General features: G+C 45.1%; 24 protein-coding genes. 4 read left to right on the top strand and 20 right to left on the bottom strand.

Features of this window, described 5'->3' with window-relative positions; genetic code table 11:
• Positions 1 to 156: 156 nt before the first annotated feature.
• The 6 genes from EV210_RS07180 to EV210_RS07155 all read right to left on the bottom strand — a co-directional run bounded on the left by EV210_RS07180 (position 157) and on the right by EV210_RS07155 (position 7,714).
• Positions 157 to 1,287: a sensor histidine kinase gene (locus EV210_RS07180; RefSeq protein ID WP_132077776.1), complete on the bottom strand. Its 1,131-nt coding sequence runs from the start codon at positions 1,285 to 1,287 to the stop codon at positions 157 to 159.
• Between the two features lie 79 nt (positions 1,288 to 1,366).
• Positions 1,367 to 2,431 (bottom strand): magnesium/cobalt transporter CorA, encoded by a 1,065-nt coding sequence (corA, locus tag EV210_RS07175; RefSeq protein WP_243650464.1) that lies wholly within the window; start codon positions 2,429 to 2,431, stop codon positions 1,367 to 1,369.
• A gap of 128 nt (positions 2,432 to 2,559) precedes the next feature.
• Entirely contained in the window at positions 2,560 to 3,969 is a 1,410-nt protein-coding gene (gene gndA / locus EV210_RS07170; RefSeq protein ID WP_132077773.1) for an NADP-dependent phosphogluconate dehydrogenase, read from the bottom strand.
• Positions 3,970 to 4,120: 151 nt separating this feature from the next.
• On the bottom strand, positions 4,121 to 5,293 hold the full coding sequence (locus EV210_RS07165; RefSeq protein ID WP_132077771.1) for a type III PLP-dependent enzyme: 1,173 nt from the start codon (positions 5,291 to 5,293) through the stop codon (positions 4,121 to 4,123).
• A 108-nt stretch (positions 5,294 to 5,401) separates the two neighbouring features.
• Positions 5,402 to 6,526, bottom strand: coding sequence for an HD-GYP domain-containing protein (locus EV210_RS07160; RefSeq protein WP_132077768.1), 1,125 nt, complete (start codon positions 6,524 to 6,526; stop codon positions 5,402 to 5,404).
• Positions 6,527 to 6,742: 216 nt separating this feature from the next.
• Positions 6,743 to 7,714, bottom strand: coding sequence for a metal ABC transporter substrate-binding protein (locus EV210_RS07155; RefSeq protein WP_132077765.1), 972 nt, complete (start codon positions 7,712 to 7,714; stop codon positions 6,743 to 6,745).
• A gap of 174 nt (positions 7,715 to 7,888) precedes the next feature.
• Between EV210_RS07155 and EV210_RS07150 the strand changes: the two genes are divergently transcribed.
• Both EV210_RS07150 and EV210_RS22560 read left to right on the top strand, forming a co-directional pair.
• Positions 7,889 to 8,077, top strand: coding sequence for a hypothetical protein (locus EV210_RS07150; RefSeq protein ID WP_132077762.1), 189 nt, complete (start codon positions 7,889 to 7,891; stop codon positions 8,075 to 8,077).
• Positions 8,078 to 8,080: 3 nt separating this feature from the next.
• The gene (locus tag EV210_RS22560) at positions 8,081 to 8,245 is read left to right on the top strand and encodes a hypothetical protein (RefSeq protein WP_165898822.1); all 165 of its coding nucleotides are present in this window, start codon (positions 8,081 to 8,083) and stop codon (positions 8,243 to 8,245) included.
• A 60-nt stretch (positions 8,246 to 8,305) separates the two neighbouring features.
• On the opposite strand, the gene queC is transcribed toward EV210_RS22560, so the two are convergent.
• From queC to EV210_RS07090, 13 genes are all read right to left on the bottom strand, one after another.
• Complete coding sequence (gene queC / locus EV210_RS07145) at positions 8,306 to 8,965, bottom strand: 7-cyano-7-deazaguanine synthase QueC (RefSeq protein WP_132077759.1); 660 nt, start codon at positions 8,963 to 8,965, stop codon at positions 8,306 to 8,308.
• 127 nt (positions 8,966 to 9,092) lie between these two features.
• Positions 9,093 to 9,353 (bottom strand): hypothetical protein, encoded by a 261-nt coding sequence (locus EV210_RS07140; RefSeq protein ID WP_132077756.1) that lies wholly within the window; start codon positions 9,351 to 9,353, stop codon positions 9,093 to 9,095.
• 56 nt (positions 9,354 to 9,409) lie between these two features.
• Positions 9,410 to 9,616, bottom strand: coding sequence for a hypothetical protein (locus tag EV210_RS07135; RefSeq protein WP_132077753.1), 207 nt, complete (start codon positions 9,614 to 9,616; stop codon positions 9,410 to 9,412).
• Between the two features lie 129 nt (positions 9,617 to 9,745).
• The gene (locus EV210_RS07130) at positions 9,746 to 10,405 is read right to left on the bottom strand and encodes an MgtC/SapB family protein (RefSeq protein ID WP_416333976.1); all 660 of its coding nucleotides are present in this window, start codon (positions 10,403 to 10,405) and stop codon (positions 9,746 to 9,748) included.
• Positions 10,406 to 10,471: 66 nt separating this feature from the next.
• Entirely contained in the window at positions 10,472 to 10,597 is a 126-nt protein-coding gene (locus tag EV210_RS23310) for a hypothetical protein (protein ID WP_279388494.1), read from the bottom strand.
• Between the two features lie 96 nt (positions 10,598 to 10,693).
• A complete protein-coding gene (locus tag EV210_RS07125; RefSeq protein ID WP_132077747.1) occupies positions 10,694 to 12,040 on the bottom strand; it encodes an MFS transporter in 1,347 nt (448 codons plus the stop codon).
• A 205-nt stretch (positions 12,041 to 12,245) separates the two neighbouring features.
• Positions 12,246 to 12,911 (bottom strand): response regulator, encoded by a 666-nt coding sequence (locus tag EV210_RS07120; RefSeq protein WP_132077744.1) that lies wholly within the window; start codon positions 12,909 to 12,911, stop codon positions 12,246 to 12,248.
• A 13-nt stretch (positions 12,912 to 12,924) separates the two neighbouring features.
• The gene (locus tag EV210_RS07115; RefSeq protein WP_132077741.1) at positions 12,925 to 14,343 is read right to left on the bottom strand and encodes a HAMP domain-containing sensor histidine kinase; all 1,419 of its coding nucleotides are present in this window, start codon (positions 14,341 to 14,343) and stop codon (positions 12,925 to 12,927) included.
• On the bottom strand, positions 14,340 to 15,266 hold the full coding sequence (locus tag EV210_RS07110; RefSeq protein WP_243650463.1) for a substrate-binding domain-containing protein: 927 nt from the start codon (positions 15,264 to 15,266) through the stop codon (positions 14,340 to 14,342). The genes EV210_RS07115 and EV210_RS07110 overlap by 4 nt, the downstream gene beginning before the upstream one ends.
• Positions 15,267 to 15,397: 131 nt before the next feature.
• Positions 15,398 to 18,004 (bottom strand): bifunctional diguanylate cyclase/phosphodiesterase, encoded by a 2,607-nt coding sequence (locus EV210_RS07105; RefSeq protein ID WP_132077738.1) that lies wholly within the window; start codon positions 18,002 to 18,004, stop codon positions 15,398 to 15,400.
• 214 nt (positions 18,005 to 18,218) lie between these two features.
• Positions 18,219 to 19,907, bottom strand: coding sequence for a methyl-accepting chemotaxis protein (locus EV210_RS07100; RefSeq protein ID WP_132077735.1), 1,689 nt, complete (start codon positions 19,905 to 19,907; stop codon positions 18,219 to 18,221).
• Positions 19,908 to 20,485: 578 nt separating this feature from the next.
• Complete coding sequence (gene serS / locus EV210_RS07095) at positions 20,486 to 21,763, bottom strand: serine--tRNA ligase (RefSeq protein ID WP_132077732.1); 1,278 nt, start codon at positions 21,761 to 21,763, stop codon at positions 20,486 to 20,488.
• Positions 21,764 to 21,984: 221 nt separating this feature from the next.
• Entirely contained in the window at positions 21,985 to 22,968 is a 984-nt protein-coding gene (locus tag EV210_RS07090; RefSeq protein WP_132077729.1) for an HD domain-containing phosphohydrolase, read from the bottom strand.
• Between the two features lie 385 nt (positions 22,969 to 23,353).
• Here EV210_RS07090 and EV210_RS07085 point away from each other — a divergent pair, with 385 nt between their 5' ends.
• Complete coding sequence (locus EV210_RS07085; protein WP_132077726.1) at positions 23,354 to 24,412, top strand: YkvI family membrane protein; 1,059 nt, start codon at positions 23,354 to 23,356, stop codon at positions 24,410 to 24,412.
• Here EV210_RS07085 and EV210_RS07080 read toward each other — a convergent pair.
• The gene (locus EV210_RS07080; protein WP_132077723.1) at positions 24,369 to 25,250 is read right to left on the bottom strand and encodes an NAD(P)/FAD-dependent oxidoreductase; all 882 of its coding nucleotides are present in this window, start codon (positions 25,248 to 25,250) and stop codon (positions 24,369 to 24,371) included. The two genes, EV210_RS07085 and EV210_RS07080, sit on opposite strands and share 44 nt — an antisense overlap.
• Positions 25,251 to 25,285: 35 nt before the next feature.
• Between EV210_RS07080 and EV210_RS07075 the strand changes: the two genes are divergently transcribed.
• Positions 25,286 to 25,579, top strand: coding sequence for a hypothetical protein (locus EV210_RS07075; protein ID WP_132077720.1), 294 nt, complete (start codon positions 25,286 to 25,288; stop codon positions 25,577 to 25,579).
• Positions 25,580 to 25,625 lie beyond the last annotated feature (46 nt).

Raw genomic sequence — 25,625 nt, 5'->3', positions numbered from 1 at the left:
CTTACCGACTCACTACAGTAAACATCACAAAATCAACAAAATTCGCCGTTTTCTTTTAATTCCCTGCCATAGGCTGGCCATGCACGAAATTTTGTCTACAAAATAAAAATAACCGGCTGTTGCCGGTTATTTCTGCAATGCTGACATCGCTTTAAACTACAGCGGAACCTTAACTACAAGTCTCGTTCCCTGTCCTTTTTTCGAGTTTAAATTGATTTCGCCATTTAGCAAGCTCATCCGTTCCCACATTCCCATTAAGCCGAAGCTTTCACCACCTACATTAGCAGCGGTATCAAAACCGATTCCATTATCTTCAATAATAGCTGAGGCAGTTTTATCCATAAATTCAATGCGGACAATCACTGATGAGGCTCTGGCATGTTTCTCTACATTCGTCAAGGCTTCTTGTATGATGCGGAAAAAACTAATTTCCACATGTGAATCCAAGCGTTTCTCTTCCCCAATGACGCGCAAATCAACATTCATTCCTGTGCGATCCCGTAAGGTGTCTAACGTCCGGCGAATAGTCGGAACTAAGCCTAGGTCATCCAGTGTCATTGGCCGGAGGTCAAAAATAATTTTACGTACTTCTTTTATACAGCACCGCACCTGCTCGCGTAAATCCCGCAGTTCCGTCTTAGAACGGGACAAATCAGATTCTATCAGCCTTTCACAAACTTCTGCCCTAAACACAATATTAGCCATTGTCTGCGCCGGGCCGTCATGAATTTCACGGGCAACTCGTTTTCGCTCCTCTTCTTGTGCTTTAATAATTTTCGCGCCAAATAGCTGCCGCTGCTGCATAGACTCAACATGCACAAGTACATTCTCCATCTGTGTTCCCATAACGGTAAGAGCTGACCCGACTAAAGTAGCGAGACTTTCCGCCTTGGCTACAGTTTCCTTAAGTACTTTTAAACGCTGTTCCAAATCATTGCGTTGACGCCTCATATTTTGTTCCTGCTCCCGGGCCACCGCAAGTTCCACCTGCAGTTGGCTGGCTTCTTCATAAGCAGTTTTTACATCCTGCTCACTATAGATATGGAAGTTGCGGCTTACTTCCATCAAGCGCAGCCGAGAACGGCGTTCTTTACGCTCCAGTTCATCGACCTTACATATAATTACAGCTGCCTGCTGTTTTATTGCATACACATCTTTGGCGATATTGTCCATCTCGCCCCGGGCGGCTTCATATATCTCAAATATCTGCGATTTGCCCCGCTCTACGGCAGCGATGGTTTGTTTAATTATCTGATCAAGTGCCTTTGTATCAAATGTTTTATTCACTACGCTGCTCCTTGCTTGCAAATCAATGCCAATAAATAGGTTGTAATCTCATTCGCTGTTTTGCGCCGTTTACCTGCACTTAGATCCACTTCTTACCATTAAAATACCGGTACATGATAACGCCAATTACCGTCATGAGAAGTAAAACTGCCGGATACCCATAACGCCATTCCAACTCAGGCATATATTTAAAATTCATGCCATAGAGCCCGGCCAAAAATGTGAGCGGCATAAATATAGTGGAAATTACCGTTAGCATTTTAATTACTTCATTCATCTTGTTGCTGATGCTTGATAAGTAGATTTCCAGCATGCTTGAAGTCATATCGCGATAGGTCTCCACAGTCTCAATGACCTGAACGGTATGATCATAAATATCCCGTATATACAACAGGGTATGGTCCTTAAACAGCACTGAATCGCCTCGCTCCAACTGGGCAATTACTTCTCGGAGAGGCCATACGGAACGCCTCAGATAAAGTAATTCCATTTTGAGGTTGTGAATGGCAGGCAGCAGTTTGGCATCAGGCTTTGTTACCAGCTCCTCCTCCAGTCCTTCTACCCGCTCTCCCAGCTGTTCCAGCAGAATAAAATAATGGTCAATAATCATATCGACTAAAGCATAAGCAAGATAGTCGGCACCATACTTTCGAAATCGACTTTTGCCGCTTTTGATTCTTTCCTGTACTGGTTTGAATATCGGCTGACTGGTCTCCTGAAAGGATACGACAAACCCATTACCTACCACGATATTCATGTTCTCGGCGGCAATACCCTGCTGCCCCTGCTCATATACCATCATTTTAAGCGTTATATAAACATAATCACCATAGTCTTCCAGCTTAGGCCGCTGATTTGTATTTAGAATATCCTCCAAAGTCAGCGGATGAATGGCAAACAATTGGCCGATACGCTCAATAACTTCGATGTGGCTGAGTCCGGTTACATGAAGCCAGGTAACATCATCTTGGTTTGCGGCAGGCAGCGCCTCAAGCGAAACATGGTCTTGCTCTATTACCTCTTGCTCATTATAACGCAGCAGTGAAACTACAGTTCGTTCTGAACGTTTGCTCCCAACATGCAGTAAAGTTCCCGGAGGCAGCCCTGCCTGCCCAGCTAAAGAACGATATTGTTTTCTCATCATGACCCCTCAATTCTTAAGCTTGCCTGCTGTAGACCTATTCGCTATATCCGGTAAGAATTCCTATAGAACCTTGATGGAGAATAAAAAAACGGCAGTCTGTACGACTGCCGCCAAAACGGTTGTAGAAATTATTTACCCCATTCTGTGTGAAAAGTTCCTGGTTGATCGATGCGCTCATAGGTATGAGCACCAAAATAGTCACGCTGAGCCTGTATCAGGTTAGCCGGTAAAACAGCCCGCCGATAGCTGTCATAATAATCTAAGGACGCGCTGAAGGCCGGGGTAGGAATTCCGAGTTCCTTGCAGGTCTTAACTACCAGGCGCCAGTTATTTTGCACACCGGCTAAAGTGGCACTGAAGTAGGGGTCAATCATTAAGTTTGGCAAATCTTTATTGGCAGTAAAAGCTTCTTTTATGCGATCCAGGAAACGGGCCCTAATGATACAACCGCCGCGCCATAGCAGCGCCATATCACCATAGTTCAAATTCCAGCCGTACTCTTCGCTGGCAGCCTTTAAGAGGGCAAAGCCTTGAGCATAGGAGCAAATCTTCGAGGCATACAATGCATCGCGGATTGCCTCGATAAATGCCCGCCTGTCACCGGAAAACGTTGCGTCAGGTCCCGCCAATATAGTGGAGGCCGCAACACGTTCTGCTTTGTAAGCAGACATGCAGCGGGCAAATACCGCTTCCGTAATAGTTGGCGTGGCAACACCTAAATCCAAGGCGCTTTGCGAAGTCCATTTCCCGGTTCCTTTTTGACCGGCTTTATCGAGAATCAGCTCAACAAGCGGCTGACCTGTCACTTCATCAATCTGCGTAAATATATCACGGGTAATTTCAATTAAGTAGGAATCGAGTTCCCCTTTATTCCAATCACTAAACACCTCATGCAATTCATCCGCAGTAAGCTGCAAGGCTGTTTTCATAATATAATATGCTTCGCTGATAAGCTGCATATCACCATATTCAATGCCATTATGAACCATTTTTACGTAATGCCCGGCTCCGTCAGGACCAACGTAAGCACAACAAGGCCCATCGGCTACCTGCGCAGCAATCCGGGTAAAAATAGGGGCCGTTTCTTCATAAGCAGACCGGTCGCTGCCCGGCATCAGACTCGGTCCTTTCAATGCGCCTTCTTCACCGCCGGAAACCCCCATACCGATAAAGCGGATTCCCTTTGCGGTTAACTCTTGATTGCGCCGGCGGGTATCTTCAAAAAAGGAATTACCGCCATCGATTAAAATATCACCTTGCTCCAGATAAGGAAGCAGTTCGGCAATCATATCATCGACTGCTTTACCAGCCTTGACCATCAGCACAATTTTACGGGGAGCAGTCAGCATACTGACCAGCTGCTGCGGGGAATGAGCTCCGGCAATAGGCAGCCCCTTCCCTTTAGTCGTAACAAATTCATCCACTTTACTTACCGTACGATTATAAACCGCCACAGAAAATCCCTTGCCAGCCATATTAAGAACAAGATTCTCGCCCATTACGGCTAGCCCAATCAAACCAATATCAGACAATTGCATATTGTATCCTCCTTGTCGAGTGCGGAAAATTATTTTCATATTTATGTAGCTATGCAGGAAATAATTTAAATATTTACATTCGCGCCAAAAATAGTATCTCCTTTTTTTGCAGGAAAAAAAGGTGCGTTTTCACGCACCTTTTCAAGATTGCTTAAACAGCATCAGGCAATACCGTTGCTGCCGTCTCGTCCAATTCAGCTGCTACATCTTCCCACACAACCCGCGGTGCTTTTGCAAAACCGTTAAATACCGTTGCCGAAGCAGAGGTATAGGCTCCACAGATCGGCACCAGGATAAGGTCATCCACATTAAGCGGAGGAGTCATTTTATCGCGGAACATAATATCCAGCGAATCACAGCTGGGACCGGCAAATGTCGCCGGGATTTTTTTGCCTGACTTAAAGGATTCTAATTCAAAGTCCCAATGATCAAAAATAACCCCTGAAAATGTTCCGTACAATCCTTCATCCAGGAAATACCACTGTTGGCTGTTGCGCTGCTGTGTACCGATAACCCGGGTTATAAGATTTACTGTTGTACCACAAATAAAACGACCCGGTTCGCACCAAATTTCCGTATTGGGGAAATACTCTTGCAGCGCGGTACTGATTTCACGCAGCATAGCTTCACAATCAAAATCATCATCAATCTCTGGAATCGGGAAGCCACCGCCGATATCGAGAATTCTTAAATCAAGTCCTGCTTGAGCAGCTTGATCAAATAACATGCGGCAGCCTGCTATTGCTTCCAGATAGGGTGTTGCACTTTTAGACTGACTGCCGACATGAAAACATAACCCCGCGACATCCAAACCTTGTTCACGTGCTAAGAACAGCAGCCGCAATGCCTCATCAGTAGAGCAGCCGAATTTTTTATTCAAGTCCACATGCGCTTTAGGATTGTCCACCCTTACTCTCAGGAGTACCGAGCCGCCGGGAACCGCTTTAGCCATTTTATAAATTTCGCTCTCACTGTCGTAGGTAAATTTATGAACTCCGACCTTATTAGCTACTTGTAGTCCATTGGCTGTTTTTATCGGATTGGCGTACACCATTCGGTCGCCAGCAATTCCTTTAGCAGCTAAAGCCAACATTTCACCGTCGGAGGCAACGTCAAAGAAACTTCCTAATTGCACCAGCTCATCAATCAGGCGCTCGTCAGGATTGGCCTTCACGGCATAATAGACATTTACGCCGGGCAGGTGTTCGGTGAGAAACTGGTAATTTTGGCGTACTTGCTCTGTTGACAGAACAAGCAAAGGAGTTCCATATTTTTGAGCTAAAAATTGAACTGCTGCTTCGGATAATTTGAAGTGGTTTTGCAAGCCCTTCACCCGCCTTAACTAAAGTTGCCCCGAAAAGGCACGTTACGATTGTATCATAACTAGGGGAAAGTGCAATAGGAAAATGAAGAAAATAGTACTTATTCCATGCTAAGTTACTATAATTCTAGCAATGGATATATCGGCCCGACTTGACAAATCCAGTGTTGTTCCATCTTCCAGCCCAACAACAGGCTGTAAATTAGGAAAACACTCAAAAAAAGATATTTTCCCAGAGGCACCGTTAGACAATAAAACCTTAGCACCGGTAAGAGACTGCCGCATGCGGTCAATAAATGTGCCAAACACATGAGAATCAAAATGTCCGCTCATTTCATACAACATTGTATACAGGGCAGCAAACGGGGAAATACCCTGTTTGTAGTAACGATCACTGATCAATGCATCATAAACATCAGCAACTGCCAGCAGCCTGGCAAAGGGAGAAATCGTTTTTTCATCCAATCCTAAGGGATATCCCAAGCCATCAATGCGCTCATGATGCTGTAAAATACCATCAAGTACCGGCTTTTCAACGTACCTATTGTCCACCAGCAATTGCAAGCTATACCGCACATGGTTTTTGGACAGTTCCATTTCCTCCAGTGTCAGCGGACCTGATTTCGCAATAATTTCAAAAGCCACTTTTGCTTTACCTATATCAAGGAGTAAACCGGCATAAACCAGGCTGCGCACCTCAGTTTGCGCATACCCCAGCCAGCGCCCTAACAAGCCCGCCAGCAGCGCTACATCGATTGCATGGCGATATAGATAGGCATCTGCACGGCCGGCAGCATGAATATACAAAAACGTCTCTTTTTTATCCAGCAGCGGATAGAGCCTCTGCTTTGCCAGCTGCTCCAGCTCCGATAGTGGAATCGGTCGTCCACAGCGGGCCAGGAAATAGATACGCCTGAGCTGATTTTCAACCGATTGGCAGACTTCTTGAAATTCATCATATTGCGAATGGCTGCTTTTTATATGCGAACTCCCCTGCTCAGAACCGGCAAATTCAAATACCTGGTGAAGCAGAGCATCCAGCTCTCCAAATCCTTGGTCCGTTTGTGGGAGGGCGCAGGCAATCCGAACGCTGTTTCGCCCCCATTCTTTCAATTTCCGAATCCATAATTCCGTTAATACCGTCCCCTGCCCCAAGCTCATTTTATCGTCAGGGCTATGTATTTGCTGCGCCAGCCGCATGCCTGGCCGTAACGCCCCAATCGCTATTTCCTGCACAGCTTACCTCCAGTATTCTTTGCTATCATGCTTTTTGTCGAATATATGGAATATTTTAACTTTTATTACATTCTACACGTCAATGCATTCTCCTATTACTAATACAGGAATTTTTGTATTTTTTTTACAAATTATTTGCTGCTCTTTTCTCTCTAAGTAAACACTATACTTTCTGCTAAGATAAGAAAAGCGCAACATAACGTTGCGCTTTAGTTACTAGTTTACTGCCTGTTTTAAATTCGCCAGATTCTGCCGCATCATAGATAAATAATTTTTCCCTTGTTTTAAATCATCTTCCGTAAGACCGTCTATTGGATTTAGTACCAAAAGCTTAGCTCCGGTTTCCTTAGCAATCGTTTCTGCCAGTTTGGGACTAACTAAGGTTTCAAAGAAAATAGTCGTAACTTGCTTTTCCCGGCAAAATCTCACAATCGAAGCCATCTTATCCGGCGTAGGCTCAGCATCGGGAGACAATCCCATAATGGGGGTCTGCTGGAGTTTATACCTTTTTGCTAAATATTGAAAAGCAGCATGAGTTGTAACAATTTCCTTTCTTACTGCGCCGGCAAGACCACTTTGAAACTCTCCATGCAGCTTAGTCAGCTCTGCATTATACTTTTCAGCATTCACGCGGTAATATTCGCTGTTTGCAGGATCAACCTGACTGAGTGCCTGAGCAATATTGTTCACTTCCACTTTAGCATATTCAGGGTCAAGCCACACATGAGGATCAACCACATGCTGATGGCCGGCGTGTTGCTTATCGTGGTCATGCCCCTCATGCTCATCATCCTCATCGTTATCCTCAATACCGCTAATAAGCGGAATTCCTTTGGAAACTTCAATAGCAGCCGCATTACCTAAAACTTCCTTGTGCAGCAATTTATCGACAGGCTCAAATCCTGCACCATTGTACAAAAAGACTTTTGCGCTTTTTATGGTAATCAGATCTTTGGCCGTGGGCTCCCATTCATGGGGTTCAGCACCAGGCGGAATAAGCATCACCAGATCAATTTTATCACCGCCCACTTGCTTAGCAAATTCATACACAGGATAAATGGTTGCTACAACCTTTATTTTATCACCGGCAGTCGAAGTGGGAGCAGGCTTGCCTTTACCACCGCACCCAGCGGTTAGCAGCAGACTAATGAATAACAGAGTAATTAACAGCACTATTTTACGGAACATGAAATCCTCCTTGCGAATATAACTAATTAGGAATATTACTATTAGTTTAGAAAAAATTCCCGTAAAAGTCAACTTTCTTTATACATTTTTTCTAAAAAACTCCTTTAATTGCCACTAGACTTTTTGTATTGCCAAATAGCCAATCGGAAAAACTATCGCAAGGAGGTGGATTTTATGCAAAAAGGTACGCATCCTGAGAAGCCCCAAATCAATAGTGAAGCGCTCAAGGCCAATCAGGAAGTCGGCTACAGTGCTAATAACCCGGAGCCAGCGCAGATGAAAGATTCCGTTGCCAGCGACTCTGACGGATTGCATTCCGCACTTGAATATATTAATCATCACGCCGCCGGACAGGAGGAATAGGGCATGAGTAACTATGATGAGCAGGTTTTCGTAGCCGGTACCGAGGATGGTATAACAGCTGAATTGGAGAGTTCCGGTGTCACCACAGCCCTCTCGCCTCAGTCTGCCGTTGCCAAAAACACCGCCAAAAACCAGTCGGCAGAAGGTAAGCACTCAGAGTTATTCTAACCATATAAAAGGCATAAGCTCGAGTCCTTTAGCAAGATTGGCCTCGAGCTTATGCCTTCCTTATTGCTTCTCCTGCTGATACTGAGCTAAACCGTTATTGCGCAGCTTACAGGCTGGACACTGGCCGCAGCCTTCTCCCATAACCCCATCATAGCAGGTTAACGTCTTTGTCCGGATATAATCCAGCCGTCCCATTTGATCAGCTAACTCCCAGGTCTGTGCTTTATTAAGCCACATTAACGGAGTATGAATAACAAATGGATATTCCATGGCCAAGTCAATCGTAACATTCAACGACTTAATAAATACGTCTCTGCAGTCAGGATATCCGCTGAAATCAGTTTCACATACACCGGTAACGATATGGTGCAGGCCTTTTTGCTTCGCTAAGATTGCGGCAAACGACATAAACAACAAATTTCTGCCGTCTACGAAAGTAGATGGTAAGTTGCCCTGCTCTCCCGGCGTAATTGCCATTGCCGGCCGGGTTAGTGCATTGGCAGTTAATTGATTTAACAGCGACATATCCAGTATCGTGTGCGCTATATTTAGATCACTTGCTATAGTCCGGGCACAATCAATTTCCAGACTGTGGCGCTGGTTATAATTAAACGTAACCGCTTCTACATGCTTAAATCGTTCCAATGCCCAGAAAAGACAGGTAGTGCTGTCTTGGCCACCACTAAAAACCACCATTGCTCCGCCGTCAGATACTGCCATTACCTTCACCTCATTATGTAGTATTTTTTATTTATTTTTGAATAGCATTAGTTTATCACAAAGTATAGTATTGATAAATGACTACCGTGAAACGAAAAAGAAGGGCTACCTGACGGTATGCCCTCCTTCATGGAACTTCCGGCCCTTCCTGCTGCACATCCTCCATTGTTTCCATAACTTCAGAGGCTTCAGGTACTTCCACTTCTTCTGTGCGCTTAGGTTTGTGAAACCGCAGTTTGCTTGCAGCAAGATTTGCTTGCTGCTGCCGGTGCTTTGCTAGCTTTCCACTGTCCACCGGTTGAAGCTTATCACCAAAATCAGCCAGCAACATCGCTTCAATTTCCTCAGGCAGGAGCGTATACGATTTTAATTCCAGTCCATTCTTCACTATCTATCTCGCCCCTTTCGCACAGGTAGTATTAGCGTTTACAGGTAATTTTATGCTCAATCACGCCTTCTATTGCGAAAAAACACAAAAATTCCCACGAGCACGGACCCTAAGATCCCACTGGCAAGCTCTTCCCAAATCATCGCTGGGTACGAGAAGCCAATTTGCAAAACAAACTGCGCATAGCTGCCTAATATAAAAGCCATAAACAGGCTTACTACTCCTACTATTATTTTTTCATTATTCTTCGGATTGGCTAACATAGCCCACACCTCCGATAATTGTTATTATTTACTACATACTATCATATTTTCATTGAAATTCCAATATTATTTCAAAATAATAATTATCATCTAATAATATAAAAAAGAGACGGTTAACCGCCTCTTTTTTTACATAATCCCAAGTACACCTTCAATTTTTGTCAATGCCGCCATAATCTGCTCCAGCTTCTGTGTTTCCGGCAATTGAATCGTCAGCGGAATCAGGATGATCCCCTTTTCGCACTCCTCAATTTGGATCTGCAGTATATCGACCCCCAGAGCCCGGAGGCAGGAGCCGACACGGCCAATTTGACCGGGAAAATCCTGCGATCTGATTGACAACTGCACCAAAGAAGGTACACGACAGGAATTTCGCCGATCAATGATCGGAAAAACTTCCAGGACAATTGCAATTAATACAGTCGTAGCAACCGCACTGGTCAGCGCGCCTACCCCAGTTGCCAGGCCGACAGTAGCTACGACCCATAGACTGGCAGCCGTAGTCAGTCCTTTAACCGTAGGCCCTTCCTTCATAATCGCGCCTGCCCCTAAAAAGCCGATGCCGCTGATCACCTGCGCGCCAAGTCTGGCTGGATCAGCATTGGTTAAGCCTTGTACGGCAGCATACATATTTACCGAAAGCACTGCCGTCAGGCAAGAACCCAAGCACACCAGGATATGGGTTCTCAATCCTGCGGTTTTCCCCCTGTGCTGCCGCTCGAAGCCGATAATACCGCCTAGAACGACTGCTAGCACAAGCCTAGTCAGCATAGTCACATCATCTATCATCATATCGATCCCCCGCCTGTACCTGCCTGACGGCTTAGCAGTCTTTGCCGCGACAGGCTCAGTAACTTATCGTAAACAGTTGTTGAGCCAGGCGAGCGAGGTCAATACTGCCGATGCTACGGCAGCCTCGAAAAGCAGCCTTGTTACATCTTTTGTCGACTTAGGAGCCGTATTTGCCTCCATAAGAACCATATAATCCCTCCTCACCTGATTGAACACCAAGTTTCCTGCATATACAGCACGGGGAGCAAGGAGTACTCCGGTGTGCATTCTCTCCTTATTTTATGCTTATAGTTTTAGACTGCACACCTTTTGCGGTTCACGGTAATGATCCTTTTCACCACGATACAGAAGGGGGAACACAAGGGCCCCAAGCATAGCAACAACACCGGCTGTAACAACACCGGCTGTATAATGTCCTGTTGCCTGGACAATATACCCCATAAAAATAGGCGCAATGATGCCGGGAATGTGACTGATAATTTGTACAAGCGCACAAGCGTAGCCTGCAGCTTTTTTACCGCCCACATCAGGCGGAATCGCCCATTGGGGACCAAGGATAAACATGATCAGAGAATATCCGATTGATAAGAGGAAGACGCCTGTCATTGGATCTTCGGCTAACGCCGCCGGTATCATCATAATGCCGCCGGCAAACAATCCGGACATAATTGGCAGATTTTTAGCCAGTTTCAGATTGCCTGTCTTCTTATACAGCCAATCTGATACGATTCCGCCACAAGGAATGGTAATCATCGAAAACAAAAAGGGCAGCATGGCGACAAAACCTGTTTTGGTAATTGTGAAGCCCCGTTCATGTTGTAAGTAGAGCGGCAGCCAGCTGGTATAAGTATATAAAGTCCATACAAGTGCTCCATTCGATAAACAGGCTGCATACAGAGACGGTTTTTTAATTACTACTTTAATTGCTTCCATGAACGAGAGTGGCTGCTCATTACCTGCTTCCTCGGAGCTAACCACTTGTCCTTCTGCAATATGCTTCAATTCCGCAGCATTAACATCCGGATGCCGCTCCGGGCGGTCACTCATGGTATACATCCAAAAAATCAGCCAGACGAGGGATAATCCTGCAGAAACTAAGAATGCGCCCCTCCACCCATACTGCATCATAAAATACGTAACAAATGGCGGAGCAATCGCCAGACCAACCACCATGCCATTAGCTTGCAGCGACATGGCCCGTGAGCGCTCTGACTTAGGAAACCAGGTTGCTCCTACTGTTGAGGCTACCGGCCAGCACATACCTTCAAAAAAGCCAAACACAACACGGAAAATAACAAAAGCGGTTACGCTTGTTGCCAGACTGGTAGCCGCCAGAAGAGCCGACCAGCAGATAATTGCAATAACATACATTCGTTTGGCGCCGAACATCGAGGAGAGCGCGCCGCCAGGCAGCTGGCCCAGAACATTTCCCCAGGTAAAAGCACTGAAAATGACTCCCAGCTGTACAGGAGAAAAGCCGAATTCTTTTTGGATAAGCGGTGCGGCAATTGAAATATTAACCCGGTCTAAATAATTAAGTGTAAGAATAACAAAAACCAGAAACATAATCCGCCAGCGGATATTGGTCATTTTCACAACGGCGGTACTAGGGGTCACAGGTAAGGTTGTCAATTGGATTCCTCCTTAGAATATGAATAGAAATGCCGGAATTCTAGCCTCCTTTCAAGTGAACAACAGGCATGAGATAATTATCAAAATATCTGCCTTTATTTATCAGAATTATCCCACGTTTACTTATCCTGCGATAGCAGGGAAATACACCATCAAGCTGTAAGAAAAGGCCGCAGAAAATAATAAAAACACGTAGGGATTTTTCCTACGTGTTCACAATTGGCAGCAAGCCATATTTAACTGCATACTCGATAAGTTCGCTCTTTTTGACAAACTCCAATTTTTGCATTAGCCGTGATTTATAGGTCTCTACCGTTTTGACGCTAAGCGCAAGCTGCTCACCGATTTCGCTTAGCGAATAGCCACGGGCAATTAATTTTAGTACCTCTCGCTCGCGGGCGCTTAAAATAATGTAAGGATTTTTTTCTTCTTCCGGCTTTTGCGGTGCAGCAAGCAAAGCAGCCAACAGCATTTGCGATTTTTCCGGGTTAAGATAAATTTGCCCTCCTGCAGCAGTTTTAACGGCAGTAATCAGCTCCGTATCAACCGCCTGCTTCTCCACATAAGCATTAGCCCCCGCTTGCATCGCTTCCTTAACATAACGCTCATCACTATGCATAGTAAACACAACAATTTTAATCTTTGCATTTCGGCTTTTAAGTTCTCTGATGCATTCTATGCCAGACATATGGGGCAAAGATAAGTCGAGAATAAGAACATCAGCAGCAATTTGCTCAACCAGTTGCAAAGCCTGCCGCCCATCCGTTGCTTCCCCGACTACCTCACAGGAAGCATCGCTTTCCAGCAAAAATTTGACTCCCGCCCGAAGCGCCGGATGGTCGTCGACAAGAATAATACGATATTTTGCCATAAATTTCACTCCATTACTTGGGCAATTGAACTGTGATAACAGTACCGCCTGCCTGGCCCGGCTGAATAGCAAACGTTCCTCCCAATAGTTCCGCTCGCTCCCGCATTCCGTACAGACCTAGCTTTTTGTTTTCATAACTGACCGCTAATAGGTGCGATGCAATGCCAATTCCATCATCAGTAACCATTAGGGCAACTGTATTTAACTCCTCCATTACCTTCACAGATACCGAACGAGCCTTTGCATGTTTTGCTATATTCGTTAAACTTTCCTGTAAGATGCGATATAACGCCAGCGACACATCGTTCGTCACAATCAGCTTATCAATATCGGTTGAGAAACAAACCGGAATCTTGTACTGCGAGGAAAAATTGCGGCAGTGGCGCTCCATAGCGGCGACAATACCATGATCATCTAACACCGGCGGCCTGAGTTCAAGCGCCATATTTTTCATTTCAGCCAGTAAACCGACCGCCAGATCCCGCACGGTCTCCACTATTTGCTGTTGTTTCTGATCAGTGGACCGTGAGGCTAGCACTTTCAAATAGGCAAGGAGCGATGTCAGCGATTGTCCCGCTTCATCATGCAATTCCCGGGCGATCCGTTTTCGCTCTTCTTCCTGAATCGTAAATAATTTACTAATCAGTTCCGCCCGGATTGCCTCTTTTAAGCGTAATTCTTCCAGCAAATGATCGTTTTCTCGCTGCTTTTGCTTAAGGTCATCAACCATCTCATTAAAGGCACTAGTCAGTAAGCCGACTTCATCATTTCCTTTGACTGCAATATGTTCAGGCAAATTCCCCTGGCGAATTTGCGCTACCGCCGCAGCCAGCCTGCGTATCGGTCTGATAATGACCGTCGTAAGCCCTGTAGCTGCAATTGCTGCAGCCAGAGCCATCAGGAGGATGCCTGTAAAAATTTCGGTATTTTTACGGGTAAGGAATTGCTGCATGTGCTTATCGGACATGCCGACGCGCACATAGCCAATATCGCCATTTTCAATTGGTACGGCAGCTTCATGAATAGCGCCTTCATTGCTGTCGTACCGGTTAATGCGGTAAGGCTCACCGGGAGCAAGAACCTCCGCCGCAAGCACCGTCAGTTTCTTCGGCAGTCCATCGGAAAAAGTATGAACCACGATATTGCCCAGAGAATCCGTAATAAGGATGTACCGAACATCTTCCGTATTATTGCGGGTATTGCTGATTCTTTCATAGAGGGCATAATGATTATCAAGTACGATGTCATTTGCACTTAATATAGCTATATATTTTCCAATATCTACGCCTCGTTTTTCCATCTGATGCCCTAAAAACTCAACCATAGCATACTGAACCAGCAGCCAAATCAGCATCCCCAATAGCAGCAGCAGACCTACAATTACGCCGTTGACCTGAGAGTAGATTCCTAAATGTGACAACCGCCTAATCATAGTTCGTCCACCCGGTTATACAGATTACGCAGCGGTTCATATAAATTCGGCTGGGGCACGACGAAGCGGTCAATAAGCAGCCCCTGCATGCCTTTTTGGGCCTCAGGTGAGTTCTCCATATTTAGAAAAATCCCCCGCAGCTGTGCTTTCATTTCAGAGCTTAAGTTCTTCCTCATAATAATCGGTCCTGTCGGTGCTGACCCGATTGTAGCAATAATGCGAATCTGCCTGACCAAATCAGGCGTTTTTTCCTGGGCATAGTCATAAATCATACTATCTATACTCGCGCCGTCTGCGAGATTATTGGCAACTGCCCAAATCGATTTATCATGATTATACGTATAAAAAAAGCGATTGAAATACCGTTCAGGTAATTCCTTGTGATTTTTTAGATACTGTATGACCGATAAATGTCCGGAGAAACTTAAGGGATCGGTAAAAGCGAAGCTTTTGCCGCGAAGATCCTCCATACTCTCAATATTACTGCCCTTATTGACAATTACATACGTATTATACAGCGAGTTTCCTTGGTACTGCTGCATAGCCAGAATCTCTACATCGGTCAGCCCGCGATAGGCACCATAGGCTCCAGTTGAAGAAAATGCAATATCAACTGCCCCATTAGCCATCAGCTGATTAACCTCTTCATAGGTATTACGCTGAACCAGAATCACCGGAACATCCAGCTGAGAAGCAACATAATCGGCTATCTTGCGGTAATAACCGATAGTGTCCTTTGCCGAAATTACCGAAGCCAATGCTATGCGAATGGGCTTACGCATACTTTCATTAGCCTGAAGGGGTTCCAACTGTATCTCTTTGTCGGTAAAATCAATATATACCGTCTGACTGGCTTGCTTCTGACAGCTGGCCAAAATCAGGCAAAGCAAAACAAGCATACTGAAAATTAGTCCGGTTCTCACCCGTTCATTCACCTGCATTTCTGTGAAGGGTATTACCGTTATTATAGCATAGAGCCTGATATACCCCAAAGCTGTCTACTGGAAAGAAGGAGACAGCAGCTTCTACCTGATCACAGCCACCGTCCCCTTCTTCATATATTTTGCAGCTTCCATTTTTCAAACCATTCAACAAACTGTCCAGCTGGCAGTGGCGGGGAAAAATAATATCCCTGAACTTCTTCACAGCCACACTTTTTCAGCTGTTCTAATTCTTCTTTGCTCTCAACACCTTCCGCCAGAACACGCAGGCGGAGCTGCCTGGCCAAAGTAATAATTGTCTTGATAATAGCCAGTTGAGTTGAATCAGCATTCATTTCCCGGACAAACGACTGATCAATTTTCAGCTTATCAATCGGGAACTGACAGAGATAGCGCAAACTGGAGTATCCGGTTCCAAAGTCATCAATTGACAGGTTCAGCCCCAGTTTTTTCAAGGCATGCATTTCTTCGATAGCGCCGTCATCATCACCCATTACAATCCCTTCGGTTAGTTCTATTTCGAGATAGGAAGGATTAACATTATATTTTTTGATGATGTCCGCTATTACTGTCGGAAATTGCTTCTGCCGGAACTGAATAGCGGATAGATTGAGGGCAATCTGAATAGCGGGCAAGCCTATGTCCAGCCAGATATTATGCTGACGGCACACTTCGTGAATTACCCATTCGCCTATGGGAATAATCATCCCTGTTTCTTCGGCAACCGGGATAAATTTCGCAGGAGATATCATTCCTTTTTGTGGATGATTCCAGCGAATCAGCGCCTCAACTCCAATGAATTCATTCGTACGTATATCAATTTGCGGCTGATAATACAGCAGAAATTCATTGCGCTCTAATGCCAGCCGCAGACTGCTTTCAATTGATAAACGCTCGGCTATCCCTTCGTTTAAAGATTCCGTAAAAAACTGATGATTATTTCTGCCCGAATCCTTTGCATAATACATTGCTAATTCCGAATTGCGGATGAGAATTTCCGGCGAATGTCCATTATCAGGAAAGCAGCTGACTCCAATACTCGAAGTAAGCCGAATCTCTGTTTCTTTACTGATTAAAGGAGTGGCCAGAGCCAGGTGAAATTTACCAATGATTTGCGGCAAATCGGAAACCTTAGGAATATCCGTCAGCAGGATAATAAACTTATCACCACCCTGGTGACAAATTGTATCATCATCACGCACACACATTTGCAGCCTGCCGGCTACCTTTTGCAACAGTTCATCACCTGTATCATGTCCCAAAGAATCATTGATTGTTTTGAACCGGTCCAGATCGAGGTAGAGAACTGCCAGCTTCTCACCATTTCTTTTGGCATGTGCCAGGGCGATGCTTAGACGGTCTTCAAAAAGCCGCTTATTGGGAAGGCCGGTAAGTGCATCGTAGTTAGCAAGCCGATAGATTTTTTCCGTTGCTGCCCGCCTGTCGGAAATATCCCGTACGACTGCCATTATGTAGCTTTTATTAGTGATGTTTACTTGTTTAAGATTGACTTCAACATCTACGTGCCGTCCCTGGCCATTTTTAATTTTCCACTCAAATAAAGGACGTTCTCCGGCAATAGCCTTCTGAAACCAGGTTTGTATTTGCGAAGAATCGTAAGGAAATTCACCGCTGCCTAACGACTCGGCATTCATTTTCAATACCTCATCTTTAGAAAGCCCCAAAAACTCACAGACCTTATTATTAGCTTCCAGAACATGGAGTGTTTCGAGGTCGTACAAAACAATACCATCATTGACCAGTCCGAATATTGCCTGATAATTAGCCTGCACCTGCATACGGTCGGTTACGTCCCGCGATGCAAACACCGCTCCCATGACCTTGCCATTCTCAAAGATCCGCTCACCAACACTTTCCAGCCAAATTTCCCGGCCCGAGGCTGATAGGATTCTATGGCAATAAACACCTGGCTCACCACTAGTTAAAAAGGAAAAGAAGGTTTCCCGGATGGTTTCCCGGTCATCAGGATGAACATAGTCCCAAAAATACGTTCCGCATAGCGCGCCTGCAGCATGCCCTGTAGCTTTTTCACAGGAGCTGGTAATATATTCGACGATTCCTTCCTGATTGACCTTGCTGATAATATCATGCATATTTTCAGTAATATCCAGCAAATGCGCCTGTGTTTTTTCGCGTTCTTCAAATTCCTGCTTTGCCATAGCGTATAGCATTGCATTATCAATAGCTATAGCAGCGATTGTGGAGAACTGCTCAAAAAGAGCAATATCACAACCGGCAAACCGGCGCCCCGCCTCAGTAAAGGACAGGCCCAAAACACCGACAATAACCGAATCAATGATGATGGGGATCTGCATTTCCGCGCGGATCTTATCAAAGAAAGGATCATGCAGCCGTTCTTCCCAAGCGCTGTAATCATCGATAATTGCAGCCTTGCCGGTCTGCAGAGTTTGTTTGATAAGGCCTTGTTGAATGCCCATTGTCCGGTTTATATCATCTTGATAAATCCCTATACCGGCTTTTCTGACCATCAACTGCCGGTCAAGATCTACAGAATTGTAATATCCGTTAGGAGTGTCAAGCAAATTGGCCGCTCTTTTAACAATCAGTTCTAATAAAACATTCATCTCTAAACGATTAAGCAGACCAAGAGCTGACTGATACAATATGGCAGCACTGGTTTTACAAGAAGCACGTTTCAATAGCGGTTTCCGGTAATACCGCTTATCTAGCTTTTTCATATCAAGCCTCACAAGTACATATCAAATTATCATTTACGTATTTGTTTTAGTTCGACAAACTATCCATTCTTCCTTTGCTGGCAGTCAGATAAATCCCAAAGGAATAATCTGGATACCGAACGTTCTCTCAGCAGCGTTTTCCCAGAAAAAAGGTGCCACATTTTGCTTTACAAAAAGCATTTTGCGGCACCTCATTTTATCTTTACTATTCCTATTATATTTTAAATTTGCGAACAACCATCTGCAATTCATCAGCCAATCTGGACAAAGCCTGACTGGAGGCTGCAATCTCCTCCATGGATGCCGATTGTTCTTCGGCTGCGGCGGAAATAGTCTGCGTATTGGCCGCCGTCTCGCCGGCCAGTTGTTTTACCGATTCTACCGACTTCACCACTTCTTCGCTTGATGCTGACAATTGCTCAGAAGCTGCCGTAATTTCCTGTATTTCAGAGTTAAGGTTTTCAACCAGACTCACAATAGCTGTAAAACGTTCACCTGTTGAAATAATGACCTCACTGCCACGGGCTACATCAACCGTTCCTTGCTGCATTACAGTAACAACACTAGTTGTTTCCGCTTGTATCTCCCGCACAATGTGTGCAATTTTTTGTGCCGCTTCATGAGATTGTTCCGCCAATTTCCGCACTTCATCAGCAACAACCGCAAAGCCGCGTCCCTGCTCACCCGCCCTGGCAGCCTCAATAGCTGCATTGAGGGCCAGTAAATTCGTTTGTCCGGCAATGCCGCTGATTACATCTACAATTTCCCCAATCTGCTTCGAGCTCTCGCCCAATTTCCCCACTACTTCAGCCGACTGGCTGACTGAGCGATTAATCGCCTGCATTTGATCAGTAGCCTGCTGCATCGCCTGGCTGCCAATCGTTGCCGCTTTGCTTGTTTCTGCCGACCGGGCAGAAACGGTACTCGAATTCTCTGCAATATGTCCAATCGCTCTTGCCATTTCCTGCACAATGTCGGCAGTATGCTCAACTGTTGTTCCTTGCGTATAAGCGCCTGCCGCAACAGAGGTTATAGTTTCCGCCACTTGTCCGGCTGCGAGAGCTGACTGATCGGCACTTGCCGTCAATTGTTCACTAGCTGCCGCAACCTGCTCAGCAGACCTTGAAACATGGGTGACAATCTCCTGCAGATTTTTGGCCATGTGAGAGAATGCTTTCAGTAAATCGCCAATTTCATCATCACCCGCATACCGGATCTGCTTAATCTGCAAATCTCCATCGGCAATATCATGAGCTGCTGTAACAACATCGGCCAACGGGCGGGATATGCGCCGCATCAGCCAGGTTGAACCTGCTATTGCACACACGAGGATAATTACATCTAAAATAATAATGATCCGTTCAATACTATCAGCCAAATTTTTGTTTTGTTCTGTCCTCAGGTCCATTCTTTCCGTAAGAAATGCAACCGTGTCAACCATCAGCTTTTCCGCTATTTCATTTTTCTCTTTTGCCGTATTCATCACCAGTGCTGCATCAGCCAAGCCCTTCTCCGTACGGGTGACGATTGTTTGATCCGCAACCCGGTTGTATTCGGCCAAGGCATTGCGGAGACCTGTTACTTTTTCTTTTCCCTCCGGCGTAATGAGCTTTTTCTCCAGGCTGTCCATTGTTGTCTTAACCGCTTTGGTAGACTGCTCATACTCAGATACATATTTTCTGTCGCCGCTGATGATGTAGCCTCGGACAGCAGCTGCCTGAGCCTTCACTTCGATATTAAGATTTTTTACTTCAACCACTAAAGGAACACTGCGTTGAATTACTCCGTCATAACCTTGTTCAATTACTTGCAATTGATAGTATGTATACAGGTTAAGTCCTGTAAAAGCCAATACAACTAACAAAGAAACGGTAAGTATTTGTTTTCCAATTGTAAAGCGCATGCAAAAAATTCCCCCTTTTACTTTTTTTAATGATTAAGCTCCCGTTTTACTTTCGCTGATTTTCTACAAAGTCCTTTTAAAAAACAGCCTAAAATAAATTTCCATTATACACCTATAACTATTCTCTATTGATTGCAAATTTCCAGAAAATTCCTAACAAAAATCCGCTTTTAATCTTGACACCGCACCTACCCTTTAGTACAATAAAAAGTAATTACACGTGTAGGCAATGAAGCCTCCGCATCAATTGATGTGGAGGTTTTTTGTTTAAAATTTGCGAAGGGGGAGTAACGATGAGTTCAGCCACGTTGGATGATTTAGATCTACTATACGCTTACTGGTTCTTCTACGCTACCTTCTCACCAGACTACTTTATTGACTAGCTTTATTCAAACAACAAGAGTCCTTCTGCTTGTTAAGCCAGCGTAGACTGGCTTTATCTTTGCAGCAATTTGTGGAAATATAGATTTTAGTTATAGTTTAAAGTAACTATTCAATAAATTCAAAACCTTTTCCTGCCATTCTATAAAAAACTTATAAAGCAGGCATCAGATACTGATGCCTGCTTTCCTTTTATCTTACTTATAGCCTTTTATCCGGTCTGTTCCCATATACGGTCTCAGTACTTCAGGAATGATCACTGATCCGTCAGGTTGCTGATAATTCTCTAATATAGCCGCGACCGTACGTCCAATAGCCACGCCAGAGCCATTTAAAGTATGAACAAATTCCGGTTTTGCTTTTGCCTCGCGCCGGAATTTAATATCTGCCCGGCGTGCCTGGTAATCTTCGAAATTGGAACACGAAGAAATTTCGCGGTATTTATTAAAGCTCGGCAGCCATACTTCCAGATCATAGGTTTTCGCCGAAGCAAAGCCCATATCGCCACTGCACAGCAGCATTACCCGGTAAGGCAGCCCCAGTAACTGCAGGACCCGTTCGGCATTGTTCGTCAGTTTTTCTAATTCATTGTAAGATTCTTCAGGTAAACTGAATTTCACCATTTCCACTTTATTAAATTGATGCTGGCGGATAAGACCGCGTGTATCGCGTCCGGCAGCTCCGGCCTCTGCTCTAAAGCAGGCACTATAGGCAGTATAATAAAGCGGCAAATCTTTTCCATCCAATATTTCGGAGCGATGATAGTTGGTAATTGGCACTTCCGCCGTAGGGATAAGATAATAATCCAGCCCTTCCAGTTTAAACATATCCTGGCTAAACTTAGGCAGCTGACCTGTACCTACCATGCTGTCGCGATTTACGATAAATGGCGGGAAAAATTCCGTGTAGCCATGTTCACCAGTATGTAAATCGAGCATAAAGCTGATAAGAGACCGCTCCAGACGCGAACCTAAACCACGGTAAAATGTAAAACGCGCGCCCGTTACCTTGCCGCCTCTTTCGAAGTCAAGAATGCCCAGTTTTTCACCAATTTCCCAATGTGGCAGCGGTTCAAAATCAAACGATGCCGGAGTACCCCAGCGACGCACTTCCTGATTGGCATTTTCATCACTGCCCACAGGCACTGAGTCATGAGGAACGTTCGGGATTGTCATGACAATATCACCTAACGCCGCTTCTGCCTCGCGTATTTTACCATCCAATTCGCTGATGCAATCACCAACGCCGCGCATCTCAACAATCAGCGCATCTGCATTCTGGCCATTTTTTTTCATTTGGCTAATTTCCTGCGATACTGCATTGCGCTTGCTTTTCAGCGATTCCACTTGCTGAAGCAGTTCGCGCCGCTCTTTTTCCAAACGCAAAAACTCCTCCAGCCCAACGGCGGCACCGCGGTTGGCAAGAGCTTGCTGAACTCTATCAGTATTGTCACGGATAAAACGAATATCAAGCATGATTGAAACCTCCTACCTGCATTAGCAAAAGACACCTTTTTGTAGAAACAGCTGTCCTTCACAACATGAGAAATAACATAATCAATTCAAACAAAAAGCCCCCGTCTGAGCACGCCTGACGAGAGCGACTTCCCGTTCCGGTACGGCTTGCAACCGTCCACTATAGTTTCACCTTAATATTCTACAGTATACAATTATCCTTGTAAAGTATTGGAATTAAACTAATCAGCGGCTTTCCACGATAAATTACTGCTTACAAAACGCAAAAAACACTCTGCAACCATTGGATCAAATTGGCTTGAACTGCACCTTTCAATTTCAGCCATTGCTTGTGCTTTTGTGACCGGCTGACGGTAACAGCGATCCGATACCATCGCATCATAGCTGTCACATACAGCCAGCATACGGCTTAAGAGAGGAATACATTCACCGGCAATTTGATGGGGATACCCTTTGCCATCATACCGTTCATGATGATGCAATACAATGGTGGCTATATCAGCGAAACCATCAATTTGACGCAAAATATCAGCGCCTATGGCTGGGTGTTGCTTCATGAGTGCAAACTCATCCTCACTCAGCCGCCCTGGCTTGTTTAACACATTCTCTGGCACGCCTATTTTACCGATATCATGAACGATACCTGCCAAATAGGCTACAGTTGCTTCACCGGGTGACAACAGCATTGCTTCCGCCAAACCAAACATTAAAGCAGCCACTTTTTCACTATGCTGCATCGTATAAACGTCACGGGCCCCGATTGCTTTTGAAAAAGCCTTAATTACTTTTAGGTTAATACTGTTAAGCTGCTGTTCAATTGCTTTGAACTTTTCGATAACACTATAACTGGCAACGCCGTATTCTACTTTCCCCTGTTTGTCCCGGATCAAGAAAGTGTCAACTAATTGCCAAATCCGCTCATCGCTTAGGAATTTCTGCAAACAGGCCTCTACATTTTGCATTTCCACGCCTGTTGCCATCGTTTCAATTAAAGGACCAAAATAATTTCCTTCGCTGTTTTTCTTATGTCCGGCATACCACTGGAGCAAAGACTTACCCAGCAGAGCTTCGCGAGTGCATTGCCACATACGGCAAAAACTGTCATTGACGTATACCACTTCATACTGAGGATTAATAATAATCCAACCCTGAGAAGAACGTGTCTCAATAGACTCCATTATACAATTAAAATAGATTTCGCACATAGAACTTCTGCCTCCAAACTTGCCGTAAAACGATTGTTGAGTAGTGCTGCTAAACAAGTATGAAAGAGCTACCACGCAAGCTTATCAGGCCTACAGCATGACGATAACAGTCCGGACTATACAGGGTCAATCCTAACTTTAATAAATCTAAGCAAAGATCAAACCTAACAAATAATGTAAATTTCAATCCGTTCTATTCTATTCGCCAGGCCACACCGAAATCCTTGTCGAAAAAACACGAATTTTTAAATAATTTTGGTTTTCCTGTCATAAAAGGCCGGTCATAATTATTTATCTGAAAACGCAGGCTGGAATAATAATCCATGTAAGAATTGCTTTACTACTTCATACATATGTATCAAGTAGTAGGAAGGGAGGTGTCATCATGGGCCGTCTGCTGGATATTGCCCGCGTAGCCGCGACCTATGCCGGCACCGTCATTGGTGCCGGCTTTGCCTCCGGCCAGGAATTATTGCAATTCTTTGTTTCTTATGGAGCAATCGGCCTTATAGCCATGCTGCTCTCAGGCTTTTTATTTGCCTTGCTGGGGGCACGGATCCTTGAACTTGGATACAGGCTGAGGGCTACAAATTATCACCAGGTGCTTTACTATATTTGCGGACCACGCCTAGGACTTGTTTTGGATTCGGTTTCAGCCCTTTTCCTTTTTGGCGGCTTATGCATTATGCTGTCAGGAACGGGTACCGTAAGCCGGGATTATTTTGACATCAGCTATAACACCGGCTCTATTGCAATGGTCCTTGCCGTGGCAATTACCGTTCTATTTGGCGTAAAGGGTATCTCCCTGGTTAATCTCCTGGTGATTCCCCTTTTGATTGCGTCTACATTAACAGTCGGCATCAGTTCACTGACACATCATTGTTCAGAGCTCTCCTGGTCGTTGTTAGCTTTGCCGCCCCAACCGCAGCTTTCTCCCGCGCCCCATTGGCTGCTGGCCTGTCTGCTCTATGTTTCCTATAACCTGATCCTCGGTGCCACCGTATTAGCACCACTCGGCCGGGACATTAAAGACCGTTCGGTGCGCGTCTGGGGGGGAGTATTGGGCGGTATACTGCTTGCCGTATTAGGGCTGATCATTATTCTGGTCATTATGCTGCATTATCCCGACATACTCAGTTTTGAAGTTCCTATGCTCTATGTGTCCAATTCTCAGCATAACTTCAATCACTTCAGTTATGCTCTCATGCTGGTTAAGGCCATGTTCAGCACAGCAATGGCCAGCCTCTACGGTTGTACGGTTAAACTGCAGTCTCTAACCGGAATGCCATTTTGGCTTTGCCTTCTAAATGCAGCAATTGTGGCTCTTTTGTTCAGCCAGGTAGGATTCGCCAACCTGGTATCCACCTTATATCCCCTGTTCGGGTATATTGCCCTGTTTTTTACTTTTGCTCTTCTCTGGCATTTTTATCGAGATAAGAGATAGCACTTAACACCGCTACCAGGCCTTCCCCGGTAGCTTTGGCTATCTGCCAGGGTTTGCCGGTGCAGTCACCGGCGGCAAATACCCCCGGTAAATTGGTTGACATATCCCGATTCACTTTAATTACTTCTCCATCCAGTTCTAATCCGGGCAGTAAATTTTCAACCGGGTCCGATTGACGCATAATAAACACACCATCAACCTTTAACTCATCCTGATTTGTAACCAATTTTTCTACGGTAGTATCACCGGTAATCGTCTTGGGCTGTATTCCCGGCAGAACTTTAATATTCGTCCGCAATTTAGGCAATTGCGCCTTGTATTGGGGAATGTAATATACATTGCGGCATAATTCTCCCAAGTACTGTGCTTCATGCTCACCTTCAGGCGTATAAGAAATAACAGCTACATCTTTATCCTGGTAGAACATCCCGTCACAAGTGGCACAGTAGCTCACGCCCCGGCCCAGGAAGTCTTTCTCGCCGCCGAATAAAGCTGTCGCTACCACACCTGAGGCAATAATAACCGTTTTGGCCTCATAAACATCTCCAGGTGTAACCAATGTAAACGGATCACCGGGAAAAATGTTCACAACTTTGTCTTTCACTACAACCGGCTCATACGATAAGCAATGAGATGCAAAACTCTGCATCATTCCTTTGCCGGTGATTTGCGGCATACCAGGATAATTATCGACTACATGGGCTTTTTGTAATTTAGGACTAAAATCGGAACGCTCAAACAGCACAATGTCTTTTTTACGGATCTTTCCGGTAAGCACTGCCGACAGTCCCGCCGGGCCGCCGCCAACAACCGCAATGTCATAAACGTGTTTAGCCATAAAATCATCCTCCCATTAAGTAAGGGGTGAACCGTATGTATAATCAGGAAATTATCCGCATTTCACCTTGGACTGCTTTTCGGGTGTTTTTCCTTGCAGGAACAGCTTTTTTCGGTCTAGGAGGGCTCATTATCGGTATCATGGAGAAGGATATTCTCGGCATGCTGGGTGGAGCCTTTATCGCACTGGCGCTCGGCCTGTGCACCGGCCTGGGAGCTGTGGTTTACTGCGCCATATTTAACTTACTGGCCCCGCTTACAGGTGGTATTGCTGTTCAAATTAAACCGGTAGCTCAGCAAGCGCCCTCAGACGAATCGGACTCACCGTAATCCCGCTGCCTCCCATAGATTACACCTGTCCAGGCAAAATACGCTG

Origin of the sequence: Anaerospora hongkongensis, assembly GCF_004339805.1 — a bacterium.
In the GTDB taxonomy this organism is placed as follows: Bacteria; Bacillota; Negativicutes; order Sporomusales; family DSM-15969; genus Anaerospora; species Anaerospora hongkongensis.
This window is presented reverse-complemented; position numbering and strand designations above follow the sequence as displayed.